Here is a 17,223-nt window from a genome sequence, read left to right as displayed (position 1 = left end):
ATTATTGTGCAATCACTTTTATATGACCTCTTGAATGTCCATTCCTTAATTCCTTATCTGGTATATACTCGATCTTCAAAGTTCCTAAATTAGAACCTGTTTTTATTTCATTTGACATAAGATTATCAAAATAGTTCTCTATCTCATCATCAGATAAGGATGATTCAATCGATTTAACAATATCATGAAATACTTCTTTCATTCCTGCAACACCAGATTCACTATTTTCATTTGTCTGATTTATTGTTACGTTGATTTTAGCAGTATCATTTGCATGTAAAAGTTCCAAGTAGTATCCGTAGCTTGATGCGAAATATTTTATTTTTATATTTCCTTTTTTGATATTTTCCAATGGGCTATTAGAATTTTGATTATAGCTATTGATAAACTCATTAATAATTCTATCGTCTACATACTTTGAATTGGTTTTCTCTTAACTTATTTCCTTGTTGGATGGTTCATTTTTTGTCTCAACACTAGCTTCTGAAGTAGTTTTCACATCTTTTTTAACAGCGTAAGCTCTAAGTAAGATAAAAGAAATAAAGATAATACCAAATATGAATCTAGGCTCTATTTTAGGCATATTTTTCTCCTTATTTGACAACGACTGTGTAGTCGGTATTTTCTGTTATTAGATGCTCAGCTCTTTCCAAGTCTTGAGCATTTTTAAATGAAATTTGTAGAATCCCGTGAATATCCTCACGGTTTTCCTCGTTGATATGAATATTGACCAAGGAAGTTCCACGTAGTAGTTCCAAAATCCTCAAGATGACATCTTCTTCATCGGGAACGTCGACATAGAGGTCGTAAGAACTATCCACACCACCACGCTTATGAATTTCCATGGCCTGACGTTGCTCACGCGCTTGGTTGAAAAAGTTCCAGATTTGGTTTTCATCACCCTTACTGATAGCTTGTCCAATCTCGTCCAAACGCTCCTTGAAATCCCCAATTCTATCTAAAATTGTTTCACGATTGGACAAGAGAATGGAGGTCCACATACCTGGCTCGCTTTCCGCAATTCGGGTCATATCTCGAAAACCACCGGCAGCAAAACGCCTTGCCATCTCATGTTCTTGAGCATAGACCACGGTCTGTTCCATGAGACTAGAAGCCAGAATATGAGGAAAATGGCTAATCTGAGAAGTGACTCGATCGTGCTCCTTGGCATCAATCTCGATAAAACGAGCATGAAGACCTGAAAGTAAGTCCTTCATTTCCTCAAGTGTGTCAGGACTTGTCAGCCTCGAAGGTGTAAAGATATAATAGGCATTTTCAAAAAGATTGACATCCGCAGAAGCAGCCCCTGTCTTGTGACTACCAGCCATGGGATGGGCCCCGACAAAGCGAACAGGCTTACCAGCTAAATAGTTCTCCGCCGCATCTACAATGGCTGACTTGGTCGAACCAGCATCTGAGATAATCACGCCTTCTTTTAAGTCCAAGTTGGCCAACTCCTTAATGAAAGCAATGGTTTGCTTGATTGGCAAGCTGAGAATGATGATATCTGCCAAAGGAGCAAAACTAGCAAAATCATCCGTTGCACGGTCAATCATGCCTTCTTTCAAGGCAATATCTCTCGAAGCTTGACTGCGATTATAACCTAAAATTTCATAATCTGGATGATCGCGTTTGATACCAAGGGCCATCGAGGCACCAATCAATCCAAGGCCCGCGATATAGACTGTTTTTGCCATAGAAACTCCTTAATAGTTCTTTGTATAGTCTCGGTGCTTGACCACTGCTTCTTTTAATTCCTCTAGATTGTCTGATGAGAATTTTTCGAGGATTTCTTGTGCTAAAACCGTTGCCACAACAGCTTCCATAACTACACCTGCAGCTGGAAGAGCAGTCGGATCACTTCTCTCCACAGTTGCCTTGTAGGGTTCATGGGTTTCGATATCCACACTCATGAGTGGTTTGTAGAGAGTAGGAATGGGCTTCATGACGCCACGAACAACAATCGGTTGCCCATTAGTCATACCGCCTTCAAAGCCACCTAGATTGTTTGTACGGCGAGTATAGCCGTCTTCTTTAGACCAGAGAATTTCATCCATGACCTGGCTTCCTTTACAATAACCAGCCTCAAATCCAAGACCAAATTCTACCCCTTTAAAGGCATTTATAGAGACAACAGCTTGGGCTAATCGTGCATCCAATTTTCTGTCCCATTGGACATAGGAACCAAGACCAACTGGAACACCTCCAACGACTGTCTCCACAACCCCACCGATGGTATCACCGTCACGTTTGATTTGGTCAATATAATCCTTGATTTCCTGTTCTCTTTCTTGGTTGACAATAGAAACGTCAGACTGGGCAGCTCTTTCCTTAATCTCAGTGACTGTCAGATTTTCAGGTACATCGATTTCCTTGCCACCAAAGACTACGACATGGTTGGCAATCTCCATATCCAGCTCAGCCAAGAGGCGTTTAGCTACTGCTCCGACTGCCACTCGCATGGTGGTTTCACGAGCTGATGAACGCTCCAAGGAATTACGCAAATCATCAAAACGGTACTTGATGCCCCCAACCAAATCAGCATGACCTGGGCGAGGATGGGTGATTTTTCGTTTGCTTTTAAGACGGTCTTCAATGTCCTCCGCAGACATAATGTCCAGCCATTTTTGGTGGTCCTTATTGATGACATCCATGGTAATGGGAGCCCCTGTCGTCTTCCCATGACGAACGCCTGAAGTAAAGACAACTTGGTCGCTCTCAATCTTCATACGGCCACCACGACCGTAACCACCCTGACGGCGTTTAAGGTCCTCATTGATATCCTCTGCTGTCAAAGGTAGTCCAGCTGGAATTCCCTCAATAATAGCTGTCAGACGGGGACCGTGTGATTCTCCTGCAGTTAAATATCTCATACACTCTCCTTATTTTACCAAGTAGTCTTTCATCTCTTCCAGAGAAACTGGGTGAATAGTCGCTGAACCAAGCTCTGGTACCAAGACCAATTTCAAGGTATTGCCACGCGCTTTCTTATCATGAGTCAAAGCCTGATAAAGCTTGTCAACATCCCAGTTTTCATAGTCAACAGGTAGTCCAAATTTCTGACACATAGCTGTAATAGACTGGGTTATCCCTTCTGGCATAAGGCCTTTTCCCTCAGCTACCTTGGAAATCTGTACCATTCCCATAGCTACAGCCTCTCCATGCATGACCTTGCCATAACCGGCAGTCGCTTCAATGGCATGGCCAATAGTGTGACCAAAATTGAGGTAAAGGCGAACACCATTGTCCAACTCATCCTCAACCACCATCTTGCGCTTGACCTGACAAGAATGTTCAATCAAAGTCTCCGCATGTTCCAGAATGCTCTCTACAGTACCATCCAGCTCCGTCAAGAGAGCCCACAGTTCTGGATCCTCAATCAAGCCATACTTGATAACCTCACCCATCCCTTCAATCAACTCTCTTTTTCCAAGCGTTTCAAGAACAAGTGGGTCAATCAAAACCCCATCTGGTTGGGCAAAAGTTCCTACCATATTCTTGGCAAATGGAGTGTTAACACCCGTCTTTCCACCAATAGAAGAATCCACCTGGGCTGTTAAGCTAGTCGGTATCTGAACAAAATGAATGCCCCGCATATAGGTAGAGGCTACAAAACCAGCCAAGTCCCCAACGACACCACCACCGAGAGCCACGATTCCATCGCTACGAGTCAACCCCTGCTTAACTAGGAATTCATAGACTTTCTGAACAGTGGTTAAATTCTTTCTTTCTTCCCCTTCTAAAAAGTCAAAAACAGCTACCTGAAAACCAGCATCTTCTAGGCTGAGCTTGACCTTCTCTGCATAAAGAGAAGCTACATGGTTATCTGTCACAATGACTACCTTTTGTGGTTGCCAGAGTTCTCGCAACCATTGACCAGCCTGAGCCAGACAACCTTTTTCAATCTGAATATCATAAGGATGATGAGGAATATCGATTCTGATTTTCATAGGAGAATCTCCCTTTCTTTATTGGTATTTTTCTGTTAAGGACTGCCAAATCTCTTCTGTTGGCATTTCCTTGCCTGTCCACAGTTGAAAAGCTTCTGCAGCTTGATAGAGCAACATTCCCAGACCATTGACGGCTGGATTGCCCTGACTTCTGGCCCATTTTAAAAATGGTGTTTCAAAGGGTTGGTAAATGATATCTGCCACTAAGAGAGTTTCTGGCAAATTGATGCTTTCAGGAACTGGGGATGATTGACCGTCCATTCCTACACTTGTCGCATTGACCAGTAAATCCGACTCGGCAATCCTTGCTTGCAGTTCAGAAACATCTTCTAAAGCATACAAGTCCACTTTAAAGTCTGTCTGCTCCTGTAATTTGTCTAGGTAAGGTCTTGTTTTTTCCATAGAAACGGAACGAACAAAGACCGAAATCTGACTGACGCCGTCCAAAATAGCCTGTGCCAAAATGGACTTGGCCGCACCACCTGCACCCAGCAGAGTCATCTTCTTACCTGTAATTGTAAAAGAAGGCAAGCTCTTAAAAAATCCCTTGCCATCTGTATTATATCCAATTAAATTGCCATTCTCATTGACAACCGTATTGACCGCACCGATCAAGCGCGCTTCATCACTCAATTCATCTAAATAAGGAATCACTTGCTCCTTATAGGGCATGGATAGGTTGATACCAAACATCTGGTAGCGACGAATATTAGCCATTGTTTCTGGCAAATCACTCGCTTCAATCTCCCAAGCCACATAAACACCATTGGTAGCTGTCGCCTCAAAGGCCCTATTGTGGATGAAGGGAGAAATAGAGTGCTTAATAGGATTGGCAACAACGGCAGCTAAACGTGTATAGCCATCAAGCTTCATCCAAAATCTCCCTGATTTTTTTCATGTTAGCTAGGGAAATCTGACCAGGTGCACTGGCCTCATCCAGACTGGCAAAAGACCAACTCGAACCAGTCACATCCGCAGTGATACGAGAGACCTTGCCCACCTTGCCCATAGAAATGGTCACATATTCCTGTTCAGGATTGAGGGTTTTAAAGCCTCGTGTATAGTTCATCAAGTCTAATACATCCTGCTCCGTGTGAGCCATCACCGCAACCTTGACAAGTTTTGGATTTAGGCTCGTCAACTCTGACAAGATTTCCATCATATTTTCAGGTGTTTCTTGGAAATTATGGTAACTCAAAACAAGATTTGGGAAGTCCAGCATTTCTTCAAAAACATCCTTGTAGCTATAGTACTCAAAATCAATATAGTCTGGTTGATAGAGTTGCGCCACTTCCTTGATTAGATGGATATATTCTTCTGGAAAAAGGTCGATTTCTCCCCCTTCTGAGCGAGTTCGCAGAGTGAAAACCAACTCACGGCCTGCGAATTTTTCAAAAATAGCTGGAGCCACCTGCAAAATCGCTTCCTTAGGCAGATAGTCGGCACGCCATTCAATGATGTCGGCATCCAGGTACCTCGTGGCGTCCAGAGCCTGGGCCTCCTCTAAACTTCTTGGCATTACTGAAACGATTAATTTCATTTACTAACCTTCATACTAATCACCTTGAGGTAATTACTACTTTCATCTTTTTTATTATAGGCAAAATCTGCTGGAAGACCGTATTTGTTTAAAATCTGGTAACTTCTTCCTGCAAAGCCTTTATCAATTTGTTCTGTAAATTTCTGGCGGGATACATTGGCAGCATTGGTACTAGCAATGATAATCCCTCCCGGATTTAAAATCTCAAGACTCTGGGAAATCAATTTGTGATAATCCTTGGCCACAGAGAACGTTTGTTTTTTGTTCCGAGCAAAGCTAGGCGGATCTAGGACAATCACATCGTAGGTCAAGCCTTTTCGTTTGGCATACTTGAAATATTCAAAGACATCCATGACCACAAAACGGTGGTCGTCTATACTGATTCCATTTGCCTGAAAATGCGCTTGAGACAATTCTCGTGAACGTTTAGCTAGGTCAACCGAAGTAGTCTGGCTTGCTCCACCCATGGCCGCAGCCACTGAAAAGGCTGCTGTGTAGGAAAACATATTGAGCAAGGATTTGCCCATAGCCAATCCATCAACCAGACTACCGCGAACCTCATGCTGGTCTAAGAAAATCCCTGTCATCAAGCCATCATTCATGAAGACCTGATACAAGACACCATTTTCCAAAACAGTGAAAAAGTCAGGTGCTTCTTGACCATAAACATGTGCAGATTCATAGTCCAAACCCTTAAAACGAATCTTCTCATAGGCCCCTAAAACCTCAGGAAAAACCTGTCTAAAGGCTTCTGAGATAACCTTGCGAATCTGATAAACATAAGAGTTATACCAAGAAAAGACAGCATACTCACCATAAAGGTCCACTGTCAGACCCCCAAAGCCATCTCCCTCTTGGTTGAAGAGACGAAAGGCGGTTGTCAAATCATCTTGATAATAGGATTTTCTCTTTTCTTTAGCTTGTCTAAACAGCGTTTCAAAGAAAGCTTGATTGAAGGCCACCTTGTCCTTACTAACAAACCAGCCCAAGCCCTTGTTTTGCTGCGAAAGGTAGGCAGTCCCAAGAAAGGTTCCTTCTTGACTCTGCACTTCTACTTCCTGATCCTTAAGATTTACATTCTCAAGATCACTGGCTTCTAGTAAAACCAGACCTTTGGCGAGCTTCTTTTCAACCCTTTTGCTGACTCTTATTCTATTCATAACTACCATTATATCAAACTTTTAGCCAATTCTCAAAAAAGAAACTACCCTTGCTTTTTTACTCTTCTTTTAAAAAATGGTATACTAATACTAATAAAAAATTAGGAAGTAAATGTGTGAAAAGCAATTTTAACAAAATCCAAAAAGCCATGGGTACCAGACTGGGTTTTGTCCTAACCCTTTTAATCCTCTATTGGCTCAAAACCTTATTAGCCTATGCCGTTGACTTTAATTTAGATATTCAAGTGGGCAAGTTGCAGGGAAATTACCTTGCCTTTATCGCCTTTTTCAATCCCCTTCCTTTGGGGCTACTCCTGCTGGCTCTAGCCCTCTATGCTCGCTCAACCAAGATTTTTTATGGCCTGAGTATAGCTATTTATAGCCTTTTATTCATTTGGCTTTATTCCAATGTCTTTTACTATCGAGAATTTAGCGACTTTATCACGGCTAATACCATGAAGGTGGTCAGCAAGGTGTCTGTTGGTACTGCAGAACTAGAGTTACTGCGCTTTTGGGATTTCATCTATTTTATGGATTTCCCATTGCTGGCTTTCCTTTTCTATAAAAAATTCATCCAGCTGGATAGGAGACCTTTCAAATTCCGCTCAAGTGTTGCTATCACTGCACTCTCAGCCCTGCTCTTTTCTGCTAATCTTTTCTTGGCTGAAATTGAGCGTCCCGATCTCCTGTCGCGAGGATTTTCTAATTATTATATTGTTCGTGCCCTTAGTTTGCCCGCCTTTTTAGGTTATAGTGCCAATCAATCCTATAGCGCCAACAAAGAACGTGCTAAGGCCTCTGAGACCGACCTTCAACCTATTACAGATTATATTCAAGAACATTCGGCTAAGCCCAATCCAGACTATTTCGGCTTAGCCAAAGGGAAAAATGTGATTTATCTCCACTTGGAGAGCTTCCAGCAGTTCCTGCTTGACTATAAACTCAACATAGATGGAACTGAGCATGAAGTCACTCCCTTCCTCAACTCCCTCTACCATTCGCAATCAACCCTAGCCTTTTCGAATATCTTTAACCAAGTCAAGGCTGGGAAGACCTCAGATGCGGAAACCATGCTGGAAACTGGTTTGTTTGGACTTGACCAAGGTTCCTTCATGGTCAACTATGGAGGTACCAATACCCAGCAAGCTGCGCCTTTTATCCTATCAAAAAACGGCTACCAATCAAGTGCTGTCTTTCACGGCAATATCGGGACCTTCTGGAACCGAAATACGACCTACAAGCAATGGGGCTACCAATACTTCTTTGATGCTTCCTACTTCACCAAGCAAGACAGTAGCAACTCTTTCCAATATGGTTTAAATGATAAAATCATGATGAAAGATTCTATTCAGTATCTGGAGCATTTACAGCAACCTTTTTATGCTAAGTATATCACGGTGTCCAATCACTATCCCTATGCTAGCAATCTGACAGGCGATGAGCTTGGTTTCCCCTTGGCTAAAACCAAAGATGAAACCATCAATGGCTACTTCCAAACAGCTAACTATCTGGACAGTGCTATCAAGGCCTTCTTTGACTATCTCAAAGAAAGTGGCCTCTATGAAAAATCCATCATCGTCATCTACGGAGACCATTATGGGATTTCCAACTCCCGCAATCCTGAGCTGGCACCCTTGATTGGCAAGACTTCTGAGAACTGGTCGAATTACGACAATGCCATGTTGCAACGAGTGCCTTTTATGGTGGTCATGCCTGGCTATGAAAAAGGACAAATCATCAATACCTACGGTGGACAAATCGATATCTTACCAACTCTCGAACACCTCCTTGGTATTGAGTCCAATTCCTTCCTTCAAGTCGGCCAAGACCTCCTATCACCAGACCACCAAGAAATCGTTGCCTTTCGAACTGCCAATTCCTTCGTCACACCAAAATATACCAACTACGACGGACGAACCTACTATACTGAAAGCGGTCTTGAAATCAGCAATCTTGATGAACAAGCTCAGACCGAACTGGAAAGCGTTCGACAGGCAGCCAGTCAACAGCTGAAAATCAGCGACCAGATTCAAACTGGCGATTTGATACGTTTTTACCAAAAAGATCATCTTGGAAAAGTTGATACTGAAAGTATTTCTTACCTCAATTCTTTACCAATTCTTCAAAAGATTGAGCAGGAAAAAGGTAGTCAATCAACCAGTCTCTTTAGCCAACGACAAGGTAAGACCAGTACTGACCTTTTCAAGGCACCAAGTTACCAAGAACTCCATCCCGAGTCGGCCGAAACCGAATCAAAATCACAATAAAAGATGCTCTTCCATCGTGGAGGAGCATTTCTTTTTATAAAATAAAATTCAATGAAAATCAAATAACAAACTAAGAAACTAACCTGTAAGATTGTAGGTAGAGAGGTTGTACCTGCAATATATGTCTGTCAAGTTTAGTGACGAAGATAGTAGAAGAAATATTAGGATATAAATCAGCTTCAGCAGGTATCTGGAAAATTTGATTTTATAGAAAAGCCTTTTGTTACAAACTAAATATACTATCAATAAATAATATTATAGAAGCAACAATAATTAAAATTTCACCTATTTGCATCATTCTATTTCGAACTTTAAATATATGTTCTATCAAAAATACTTGGATCACACACATTATAGGAATGAACGTTTTTGAAATTGAAAAATATCCCAATAAATAAACTATAAACAACAATAATAGAACTAGATTATATTTCTTATTCAAAACATTCCTCCCTATATATTTTTGATTACCAATCTTAATCATTTACAACTACATTCTAACAAACTATAAAAGCGTTTGTCGAATTAAATTTATCAAGATAGTAACCAACTAGCTCATCTTTTTTCTATTTCTGTCAATATGCGTGACAGGTAGTAATGATAGCCAAAAATAGCAAGAGCAAGCAAGACGATAAGAGTTCCTACTCCCAAGCTGATGGCAAGGACAGGGGAGAGAGACCGAACCAAGAATAAGCTCCCTATTACAAGGGCCATTAAGATTGCACTATAAATAAAAATCAAAACAATTGCTACTATACGATTTGAACGGTTCACCAGGTCCGTAATGTTACTCCAATTGGTTGACAGATTTTTCACGTCCTTAAGGTAATGGTGGCAAGAAAGGATGACACTGGTAAGGATCCAGACTACAAGAAGGTAAATCATCGAAAGGATGGGCAAGCCTAGATATAGAGAAAGGCCAAGTAAAGTCAGAACTGGTAAAAAGGACTGGACAGCAAATATAATCCAAAATTTCACTTTCACATAGCGAGTAAAGTCAAAGGGTAAACTCTTAAGAAAATCAACATTTTCCCTCTCCAAGGATAAAGCAATTGAATGCAGGCTGGTGATATTGTTATTGACAACTGCTATAAACACTCCTACAAAAAACAAGGGTAACCAGTATAGAGGATGAATATCTGGAACTATCTGAGAATCTCGGATTTTGGAAATCAGACCAATCATCATGAGATAAGGAAGGAAAGCACTTGTAAAAAGCACTGTAACCACGCCAGTTCCCTGTCCCAAGAGGGTGAGGTGGTAGCGTAAAACCATACGGAAAAAGCCCTTTTTATTAGTAGTTGAAATTCTCTCCTTATTGCGACGTTCTTTCTTGACCTTCTCCTCACTGTTAAGCAGAATCACGTCATAAAAATGAGGAAGAACCTTCTTTTTGGTCAGGTAAAGTAAGAAGACAGTTAGAGTTATCCAAGCGAGCAGACCCAGTATGGCTTCTGTCGAAAAAGGCTCCACTGCTATTTTGTAAAAGATATGAAGAGGATAAAGGAGAAATGGAATGTCTCTAACTTTGTCAACAATACTTCCAAAAGTCGACTGTAGAAAGAGGACAAATATTAAAGGTATGAGAACTCCTATCCCAATCATCACATTGGCAAAAATAGACTGATACTTTCTGAAGACCCTAGTCTGAGCCAAGAAATGTACTGCCACTACCATCACTAAAGTAACAGAGACAAATAATAAGGCCAAGGACAGCAGCATCAAAGGCAAGCCAAGCCAAAGAGAAGGTGCTAGCCTAATGTAGAGGACTAGAAAATAAGCTAGGATTGGTACAATTCCAGGCAGAGCTGGCAAGAGGACAGACAGTCCTTTAGCAATTATAATCTCTGATTCTTTAAAGGCATAAGGCCTATACGATACCAAGTCCTTACTCTCATAAAAGACATTGTAAAATGCAGTGAAAGAAGTTGAAAAGGCAAGCACTAGTAAAATAGCAACCATGCTACTAAAAAAACTTGGTATTTCCTCAAAAGGAAAACGAAAGGCTATATTTATAAACATGAAAAGCATCAAGAGACTAGAAAAAATGTAAGAACTTAGGACTCTAGCGGAAACATTTACTTTTTTCTCAGGATTCTTAGCTTGCTTCTTTCGTAGGTTAGCCAGATTAGCTTCTTGAGATGAATAGAGGATATTGATATCAACTAATTTTTTAATGACCTTGAGACGCATCTGAAACCTCCTCTTTTCTACCAGCAAGGCTAAGATAGATACTTTCTAAAGACTGGTTTGGGTGGTCTTTTCTCAAGTCCTCTACGCTACCACAATAAATCAAATGCCCCTTTTTCAAAATGGCAATCCGATCACAGACTTGCTCTGCCACCTCTAGGACATGGGTTGAAAACAAGACTGTCTTGCCTTTTTGCGCATGCTCCTTCATCATTTGCTTCAAATCAAAGGCAGCCTGGGGATCCAAACCTGTCAAGGGTTCGTCCAAGACCCAAATATCGGGATCGGACAAGAGTGCTCCGATGACAAAGACTTTCTGACGCATTCCGTGAGAAAGGGTTTCAATAACCTGATAGCAGTTTTCAGCAAAATCAAAAACGTTCAATAGCCTAGCTAGACTAGCCTCCAAGTCAGAGCTGCTCAAATCATAGGATGAGGCAATCAATTCCCAAAATTCATTGGCCGTTAAGCGTAAAAATAAGTCAGGCGAGTCTGCAACGTAGCCAATCTTTCGTTTAATAGCCAAGCGATTTTCCGATAAATCCTGACCATCTACCAAAATACGACCACTGCTGGGCGAAATGATACTGACTAGGGATTTTATGGTAGTCGATTTTCCAGCACCGTTATGGCCAATCAAGCCCATAATCTCCCCATTTTCAATCTGCAAATTGAGATTGCTCAAAGCCTCTTTATCACCATACAACTTACTAACATTTTGAAATTCAATCATGGGATGACTCCTATCTTTATCTATATTACATACTATTATACTAGCACTTTGATACAAAAAAAATCAACACTTTATTTTAAGTAGTTAAAATATATTTTTTCTATCTTACGCAAACGTTTGCGCTAAGAGATACTTTATGATAGAATAAAGAACAAGATTGACAAGTAAGAGGAAACATCATGCAAAATCAAACACTCATGCAATACTTTGAATGGTATTTGCCCCACGACGGCCAACACTGGACGCGCCTAGCTGAAGATACTCCACACCTAGCTCATCTGGGGATTAGCCACGTCTGGATGCCACCAGCTTTTAAGGCAACCAATGAAAAAGATGTCGGCTATGGGGTCTATGACTTATTCGACCTAGGAGAGTTTAACCAAAAAGGTACTATCCGCACCAAGTATGGTTTCAAAGAAGACTATCTTCAAGCCATTCAAGCCCTAAAAGCACAGGGAATCCAGCCTATGGCCGATGTGGTTCTCAACCACAAGGCTGCAGCCGATCACATGGAAGCCTTTCAGGTTATCGAAGTGGACCCTGTAGACCGTACAGTTGAACTTGGGGAACCCTTCACCATCAATGGCTGGACTAGCTTTACCTTCGATGGTCGCCAAGATACCTACAATGACTTCCACTGGCACTGGTACCACTTCACAGGTACAGATTACGATGCAAAACGCCGTAAATCTGGGATTTATCTGATTCAAGGAGACAACAAGGGCTGGGCTAACGAGGAATTGGTTGATAATGAAAACGGCAACTACGACTACCTCATGTATGCCGACCTAGACTTTAAGCATCCTGAAGTCATCCAAAATATCTATGACTGGGCTGACTGGTTCATGGAAACGACTGGTATTGCTGGTTTCCGTTTGGATGCCGTTAAGCACATTGACTCTTTCTTCATGCGCAATTTCATCCGTGATATGAAGGAAAAATATGGTCAAGATTTCTATGTGTTCGGTGAATTTTGGAATCCAGACAAGGAAGCCAATCTAGACTATCTTGAAAAAACGGAAGAACGCTTTGACCTTGTCGATGTTCGTCTCCACCAGAATCTCTTTGATGCTAGCCGAGCAGGTTCCAACTACGACCTTCGTGGTATTTTTACAGATAGCTTGGTTGAACTCAAACCTGACAAGGCTGTGACTTTTGTCGACAACCACGATACTCAACGTGGTCAGGCTCTTGAGTCTACTGTTGAAGAATGGTTCAAACCAGCAGCCTATGCCCTCATTCTGTTACGCCAAAATGGTCTTCCATGTGTCTTTTACGGCGACTACTATGGGATTTCAGGGCAATATGCTCAACAAGATTTCAAAGAAGTCCTTGACCGCCTCCTAACCATCCGAAAAGATTTGGCCTATGGAGAACAAACAGACTACTTTGACCACGCTAACTGTATCGGTTGGGTACGTTCAGGTGCTGAACATCAATCCCCAATCGCAGTCTTGATTTCAAATGACCAAGAAAACAGCAAATCAATGTTTGTCGGCCAAGAATGGGCTAACCAAACTTTTGTAGATTTACTTGGAAACCACCAAGGTCAAGTTACAATCGATGAGGAAGGTTATGGACAATTCCCAGTCTCAGCTAGAACCGTAAGTGTCTGGGCAGCCAATACAATCTAATAGTGCATAATAATCAAGCCAGGTCCAAACGGATTTGGCTTTTTTGCATTCACAAAAAGACCTACCCAAATGGATAGATCTTTACTTGATTACAATTTACCTGCTACTGCATCCAACAATTCTTGGATCTTAGCTTGGTTGCTTCCCCCTGCCATGGCCATGTCTGGTTTACCACCACCACGTCCATCGACGATTGGTGCTAATTCTTTGACAAGGTTTCCTGCATGAAGGTCTTTTGTCTTGCTTGCTACAAGGACATTGACTTTGTCACCGATAGCGGCAACTAGGACAAGAAGATCAGAGTAGTCTTTTTGTTTCCAGTTGTCCGCAAAGGTACGAAGGGCACCAGCATCTGATACAGATACTTGGCTAGCAATGTAACGGTGACCATTGACTTCCTTCACATCCTTGAAGATATCGCCTGCGGCTGCAGCTGCGGCCTTTTCCTTCAACTCAGCATTTTCTTTCTGCAATTGACGAAGTTGTTCTTGAAGTCCTTCTACCTTGTGAGGTACTTCTTTAAGTTGAGGTGCTTTCAAGGTTGCTGCGACAGCTTTAAGAGCGTCTTCTTGTTCACGGTAGGCTTCAAAGGCTTCCTTACCAGTCACTGCCAAGATACGGCGAGTTCCTGAACCAATCCCTTCTTCTTTGACAATCTTGAAGAGTCCAATCTCAGAAGTGTTGCCAACGTGGGTACCACCACAAAGCTCGATAGAGTAGTCACCGATAGTAACAACACGGACTTCCTTGCCGTATTTCTCACCAAAGAGAGCCATAGCTCCCATTTCCTTGGCAGTGTCAATATCCGTTTCAACTGTCTTCACTTCAAGAGCTTCCCAGATTTTTTCGTTGACTTGTTGTTCAATGGCGCGCAACTCTTCAGGAGTTACGGCTTGGAAGTGGGTAAAGTCAAATCTAAGGAATTCAACTTCGTTAAGAGATCCTGCTTGTGTTGCGTGGTTTCCAAGGATATTGTGAAGGGCAGCATGAAGCAAGTGAGTCGCAGTGTGGTTTTTCATAACACGGTGACGACGATTTGTATCAATTGCTAAGGTATATTCTTGATTCAAGGCAAGTGGTGCAAAGACTTCAACTGTATGAAGAGCTTGTCCGTTTGGTGCTTTTTGAACATTTGTCACAGTAGCCACAACCTTACCTGACTCATCCAAGATTTGTCCATGGTCAGCAACCTGTCCACCCATTTCAGCATAGAATGGAGTTTCCGCAAAGATAAGTGAGGCAGTTCCTTCTGATACAGCTTCAACTTCTGCATTGTCAGCCACGATAGCCACCAATTTAGAAGACAATTGGCTAGCATTGTAGTTGAAGACACTTTCTACAGTGATGTTTTGAAGGGTTTCATTTTGCATACCCATTGAGCCACCCTTAACAGCTGACGCACGCGCACGTTCTTGCTGTTCTTTCATGGCTGCTTCAAAACCTTCACGGTCCACAGTCATACCAGCTTCTTCAGCGATTTCTTCAGTCAATTCAACTGGGAATCCATAAGTGTCATAGAGTTTGAATACATCTGAACCAGCAATGACAGATTGACCTTTTTCTTTCAAGTCAGCTACAATGCCTTGGGCAAAGTGTTGACCTGAGTGAAGAGTACGGGCAAATGACTCTTCCTCGCTCTTAACGATTTTTTCGATAAAATCACGTTTTTCAAGCACTTCTGGGTAGTAGCTTTCCATGATTTTTCCAACGGTTGGAACGAGTTTGTAAAGGAAAGGCTCGTTGATTCCCAATTTTTGACCATGCATAGAAGCACGACGGAGAAGACGACGAAGGACGTAACCACGACCTTCATTTCCAGGAAGGGCACCATCACCGATGGCAAATGAAAGAGAACGGATGTGGTCAGCGATGACCTTGAAGCTCATGTTGTCGCCATCTTGGTCATAGACCTTACCAGACAATTTCTCCACTTCACGAATGATCGGCATGAAGAGGTCTGTTTCAAAGTTGGTCTTAGCCCCTTGGATAACTGCCACCAAACGCTCCAAACCAGCGCCCGTATCAATGTTCTTGTGTGGCAATTCCTTGTACTCGCTACGAGGAACAGCAGGATCTGCATTAAATTGTGACAAAACGATGTTCCAGATTTCGATGTAACGGTCGTTTTCGATATCCTCTGCAAGAAGGCGAAGACCAATATTTTCTGGGTCAAAGGCTTCACCACGGTCAAAGAAGATTTCTGTATCTGGTCCAGAAGGTCCTGCACCGATTTCCCAGAAGTTGTCCTCGATTGGAATCAAGTGACTTGGGTCCACTCCCACTTCAATCCAGCGGTTATAAGAATCTTTATCATCTGGATAGTAGGTCATATAAAGTTTTTCAGCTGGGAAGTCAAACCACTCAGGGCTTGTCAAAAGCTCATAAGCCCAAGTGATAGCTTCATCACGGAAGTAATCCCCGATTGAGAAGTTCCCCAACATTTCAAACATGGTATGGTGACGTGCTGTCTTCCCTACGTTTTCAATATCGTTGGTACGGATAGCCTTTTGGGCATTAGTAATACGTGGATTTTCAGGGATAATAGTCCCGTCAAAGTATTTCTTAAGCGTTGCTACCCCAGAGTTGATCCACAAAAGAGTTGGGTCATTTACAGGAACCAGGCTCACTGATGGTTCTACAGAGTGACCTTTGGTTGCCCAGAAATCAAGCCACATTTGGCGTACTTGTGCACTAGATAGTTGTTTCATATTGTCTCCTTATTTACTTGTTTAATGTGATTGGCTTTCCAGCATTTCCACATAGTCAATCGCGACACAGAGGGAAATGACTAGGTCTGCATAAGCATCCTCAAGAACCGTTACGGTATAGGTAGAGGTCAGATGGAAGAGTTCCTTCTTAATTTCCGCAATCAGCTGATCGCGATCATCCAGCAATTTGAAATCCAAATCCCAGATATTGCCCTCGATACGAAGACCTAGATTATCAAACTCATACTTATCTCGCCAGAAGGTCAACTTCTTACGAATGACAAAACTCGAGCCATCCCTAAGCTGAATCTCAAAACGAGGAAGCAAGGTCAAGATTTCTTTACTGATCTGACTGACTTGTTCACCAGCCACATCATAGATGGTAAAGGTTTTAGGAATCTTAAAGAATGATCCCTCCACCTGATAGGCGATTTCTCCCCTGTCATCCTTGATAGCGAAGCGTTCGCCTCCAAGACGAAACTTTTGTTTGACAAGAAATGTTTTCATCAACACCTCCAAAAATCAAAAGACAAGCTCATATCACGAAGGGCGAAAAACCGCGGTACCACCTTCATTCAATGAACTTGTCATTCTCTTGTTCTTATGCAATTGTTAAATTGAGTAGCATGACTTTCTAGCTTAGATGGCTCGCAGCACCGCCATTTCTCTGGACTAAGACAAGAGAAAATCAATTCTCAACTTTCTTATTATAACGTTTTTTTAAGTTTGCGTCAACTGGAAATGATTCCTATTTAAATAACCCATTCCCTACATCTCAGATTACTTTTTCAGAATATACTTTTTCTTACTGCCATTTTTCTTTTTATCCCAACTTTTATCCCAAGTTTTCGAATTGCTAAATATAGCTACGCAAATATTTGCAAATATAAAGTTTCCTATCACCAAATATATAGACTCAGTTGTTAGGTATTGTCGATCCAAACCATCCTTTAGATAAAATAGTATATATGTTTGCTGAACAGTCAAAAAGGTTGGCCAGAAACTTTTTTTGAAAAAAGTAGACACTTTCATTATTTGTTA

General features: G+C 41.7%; 16 protein-coding genes. 2 read left to right on the top strand and 14 right to left on the bottom strand.

The genetic code is table 11. The features are described from left to right. Position 1 precedes the first annotated feature (1 nt). From AC6I9F_RS04470 to AC6I9F_RS04435, 8 genes are all read right to left on the bottom strand, one after another. The gene (locus tag AC6I9F_RS04470; protein WP_173273262.1) at positions 2 to 352 is read right to left on the bottom strand and encodes a hypothetical protein; all 351 of its coding nucleotides are present in this window, start codon (positions 350 to 352) and stop codon (positions 2 to 4) included. Positions 353 to 433: 81 nt separating this feature from the next. Next, entirely contained in the window at positions 434 to 583 is a 150-nt protein-coding gene (locus AC6I9F_RS04465; protein WP_173214114.1) for a hypothetical protein, read from the bottom strand. 10 nt (positions 584 to 593) lie between these two features. Next, entirely contained in the window at positions 594 to 1,697 is a 1,104-nt protein-coding gene (locus AC6I9F_RS04460) for a prephenate dehydrogenase (protein ID WP_112444086.1), read from the bottom strand. 9 nt (positions 1,698 to 1,706) lie between these two features. Further along, positions 1,707 to 2,873 carry a chorismate synthase gene (gene aroC, locus AC6I9F_RS04455; RefSeq protein ID WP_173233371.1) on the bottom strand — a complete coding sequence of 389 codons (1,167 nt, stop codon included), beginning with the start codon at positions 2,871 to 2,873 and terminating at the stop codon, positions 1,707 to 1,709. Positions 2,874 to 2,882: 9 nt separating this feature from the next. Next, the gene (gene aroB, locus AC6I9F_RS04450; protein ID WP_173233369.1) at positions 2,883 to 3,950 is read right to left on the bottom strand and encodes a 3-dehydroquinate synthase; all 1,068 of its coding nucleotides are present in this window, start codon (positions 3,948 to 3,950) and stop codon (positions 2,883 to 2,885) included. An 18-nt stretch (positions 3,951 to 3,968) separates the two neighbouring features. Beyond that, the gene (locus tag AC6I9F_RS04445) at positions 3,969 to 4,823 is read right to left on the bottom strand and encodes a shikimate dehydrogenase (protein ID WP_498023041.1); all 855 of its coding nucleotides are present in this window, start codon (positions 4,821 to 4,823) and stop codon (positions 3,969 to 3,971) included. Then, positions 4,813 to 5,490 carry a type I 3-dehydroquinate dehydratase gene (gene aroD, locus AC6I9F_RS04440; RefSeq protein ID WP_261038199.1) on the bottom strand — a complete coding sequence of 226 codons (678 nt, stop codon included), beginning with the start codon at positions 5,488 to 5,490 and terminating at the stop codon, positions 4,813 to 4,815. Before aroD ends, AC6I9F_RS04445 begins: the two co-directional genes overlap by 11 nt. After that, positions 5,487 to 6,650 carry a class I SAM-dependent rRNA methyltransferase gene (locus AC6I9F_RS04435; protein WP_498023039.1) on the bottom strand — a complete coding sequence of 388 codons (1,164 nt, stop codon included), beginning with the start codon at positions 6,648 to 6,650 and terminating at the stop codon, positions 5,487 to 5,489. The genes aroD and AC6I9F_RS04435 overlap by 4 nt, the downstream gene beginning before the upstream one ends. Before the next feature lie 116 nt (positions 6,651 to 6,766). Here AC6I9F_RS04435 and AC6I9F_RS04430 point away from each other — a divergent pair, with 116 nt between their 5' ends. Beyond that, positions 6,767 to 8,917: an LTA synthase family protein gene (locus AC6I9F_RS04430; protein WP_498023037.1), complete on the top strand. Its 2,151-nt coding sequence runs from the start codon at positions 6,767 to 6,769 to the stop codon at positions 8,915 to 8,917. 223 nt (positions 8,918 to 9,140) lie between these two features. Here the strand turns inward: AC6I9F_RS04430 and AC6I9F_RS04425 are convergent, their stop codons facing one another. The 3 genes from AC6I9F_RS04425 to AC6I9F_RS04415 form a co-directional block, all read right to left on the bottom strand. Continuing rightward, positions 9,141 to 9,401 (bottom strand): hypothetical protein, encoded by a 261-nt coding sequence (locus AC6I9F_RS04425; RefSeq protein ID WP_316043869.1) that lies wholly within the window; start codon positions 9,399 to 9,401, stop codon positions 9,141 to 9,143. A gap of 71 nt (positions 9,402 to 9,472) precedes the next feature. Further along, positions 9,473 to 11,110 (bottom strand): hypothetical protein, encoded by a 1,638-nt coding sequence (locus AC6I9F_RS04420; RefSeq protein ID WP_498023034.1) that lies wholly within the window; start codon positions 11,108 to 11,110, stop codon positions 9,473 to 9,475. Further along, positions 11,091 to 11,840 carry an ABC transporter ATP-binding protein gene (locus AC6I9F_RS04415; RefSeq protein WP_173214098.1) on the bottom strand — a complete coding sequence of 250 codons (750 nt, stop codon included), beginning with the start codon at positions 11,838 to 11,840 and terminating at the stop codon, positions 11,091 to 11,093. The genes AC6I9F_RS04420 and AC6I9F_RS04415 overlap by 20 nt, the downstream gene beginning before the upstream one ends. A 179-nt stretch (positions 11,841 to 12,019) precedes the next feature. Between AC6I9F_RS04415 and AC6I9F_RS04410 the strand changes: the two genes are divergently transcribed. Next, positions 12,020 to 13,474, top strand: coding sequence for an alpha-amylase (locus AC6I9F_RS04410; protein ID WP_498023032.1), 1,455 nt, complete (start codon positions 12,020 to 12,022; stop codon positions 13,472 to 13,474). 89 nt (positions 13,475 to 13,563) lie between these two features. On the opposite strand, the gene alaS is transcribed toward AC6I9F_RS04410, so the two are convergent. From alaS to AC6I9F_RS04395, 3 genes are all read right to left on the bottom strand, one after another. Further along, positions 13,564 to 16,182, bottom strand: coding sequence for an alanine--tRNA ligase (alaS, locus tag AC6I9F_RS04405; protein WP_498023030.1), 2,619 nt, complete (start codon positions 16,180 to 16,182; stop codon positions 13,564 to 13,566). A 21-nt stretch (positions 16,183 to 16,203) separates the two neighbouring features. Continuing rightward, positions 16,204 to 16,689, bottom strand: coding sequence for an LURP-one-related/scramblase family protein (locus AC6I9F_RS04400; RefSeq protein ID WP_173228992.1), 486 nt, complete (start codon positions 16,687 to 16,689; stop codon positions 16,204 to 16,206). 273 nt (positions 16,690 to 16,962) lie between these two features. Further along, positions 16,963 to 17,214: a hypothetical protein gene (locus AC6I9F_RS04395; RefSeq protein ID WP_049511572.1), complete on the bottom strand. Its 252-nt coding sequence runs from the start codon at positions 17,212 to 17,214 to the stop codon at positions 16,963 to 16,965. Between the last annotated feature and the right edge of the window lie 9 nt (positions 17,215 to 17,223).

It is taken from the genome of Streptococcus nakanonensis (genome assembly GCF_059738785.1).
The sequence above is the reverse complement of the archived record's forward strand: the minus strand, read 5'-3'. Positions and strand labels throughout refer to the sequence as shown.

Excerpts from the sequence above, each read along its gene's own strand:
- AC6I9F_RS04465 (WP_173214114.1), bottom strand. The coding sequence starts at position 583 with ATGCCTAAAATAGAGCCTAGATTCATATTTGGTATTATCTTTATTTCT.
- AC6I9F_RS04460 (WP_112444086.1), bottom strand. The coding sequence starts at position 1,697 with ATGGCAAAAACAGTCTATATCGCGGGCCTTGGATTGATTGGTGCCTCG.
- aroC (WP_173233371.1), bottom strand. The coding sequence starts at position 2,873 with ATGAGATATTTAACTGCAGGAGAATCACACGGTCCCCGTCTGACAGCT.
- aroB (WP_173233369.1), bottom strand. The coding sequence starts at position 3,950 with ATGAAAATCAGAATCGATATTCCTCATCATCCTTATGATATTCAGATT.
- AC6I9F_RS04445 (WP_498023041.1), bottom strand. The coding sequence starts at position 4,823 with ATGAAGCTTGATGGCTATACACGTTTAGCTGCCGTTGTTGCCAATCCT.
- aroD (WP_261038199.1), bottom strand. The coding sequence starts at position 5,490 with ATGAAATTAATCGTTTCAGTAATGCCAAGAAGTTTAGAGGAGGCCCAG.
- AC6I9F_RS04435 (WP_498023039.1), bottom strand. The coding sequence starts at position 6,650 with ATGAATAGAATAAGAGTCAGCAAAAGGGTTGAAAAGAAGCTCGCCAAA.
- AC6I9F_RS04425 (WP_316043869.1), bottom strand. The coding sequence starts at position 9,401 with ATGATTAAGATTGGTAATCAAAAATATATAGGGAGGAATGTTTTGAAT.
- AC6I9F_RS04420 (WP_498023034.1), bottom strand. The coding sequence starts at position 11,110 with ATGCGTCTCAAGGTCATTAAAAAATTAGTTGATATCAATATCCTCTAT.
- AC6I9F_RS04415 (WP_173214098.1), bottom strand. The coding sequence starts at position 11,840 with ATGATTGAATTTCAAAATGTTAGTAAGTTGTATGGTGATAAAGAGGCT.
- AC6I9F_RS04410 (WP_498023032.1), top strand. The coding sequence starts at position 12,020 with ATGCAAAATCAAACACTCATGCAATACTTTGAATGGTATTTGCCCCAC.
- alaS (WP_498023030.1), bottom strand. The coding sequence starts at position 16,182 with ATGAAACAACTATCTAGTGCACAAGTACGCCAAATGTGGCTTGATTTC.
- AC6I9F_RS04400 (WP_173228992.1), bottom strand. The coding sequence starts at position 16,689 with ATGAAAACATTTCTTGTCAAACAAAAGTTTCGTCTTGGAGGCGAACGC.
- AC6I9F_RS04395 (WP_049511572.1), bottom strand. The coding sequence starts at position 17,214 with ATGAAAGTGTCTACTTTTTTCAAAAAAAGTTTCTGGCCAACCTTTTTG.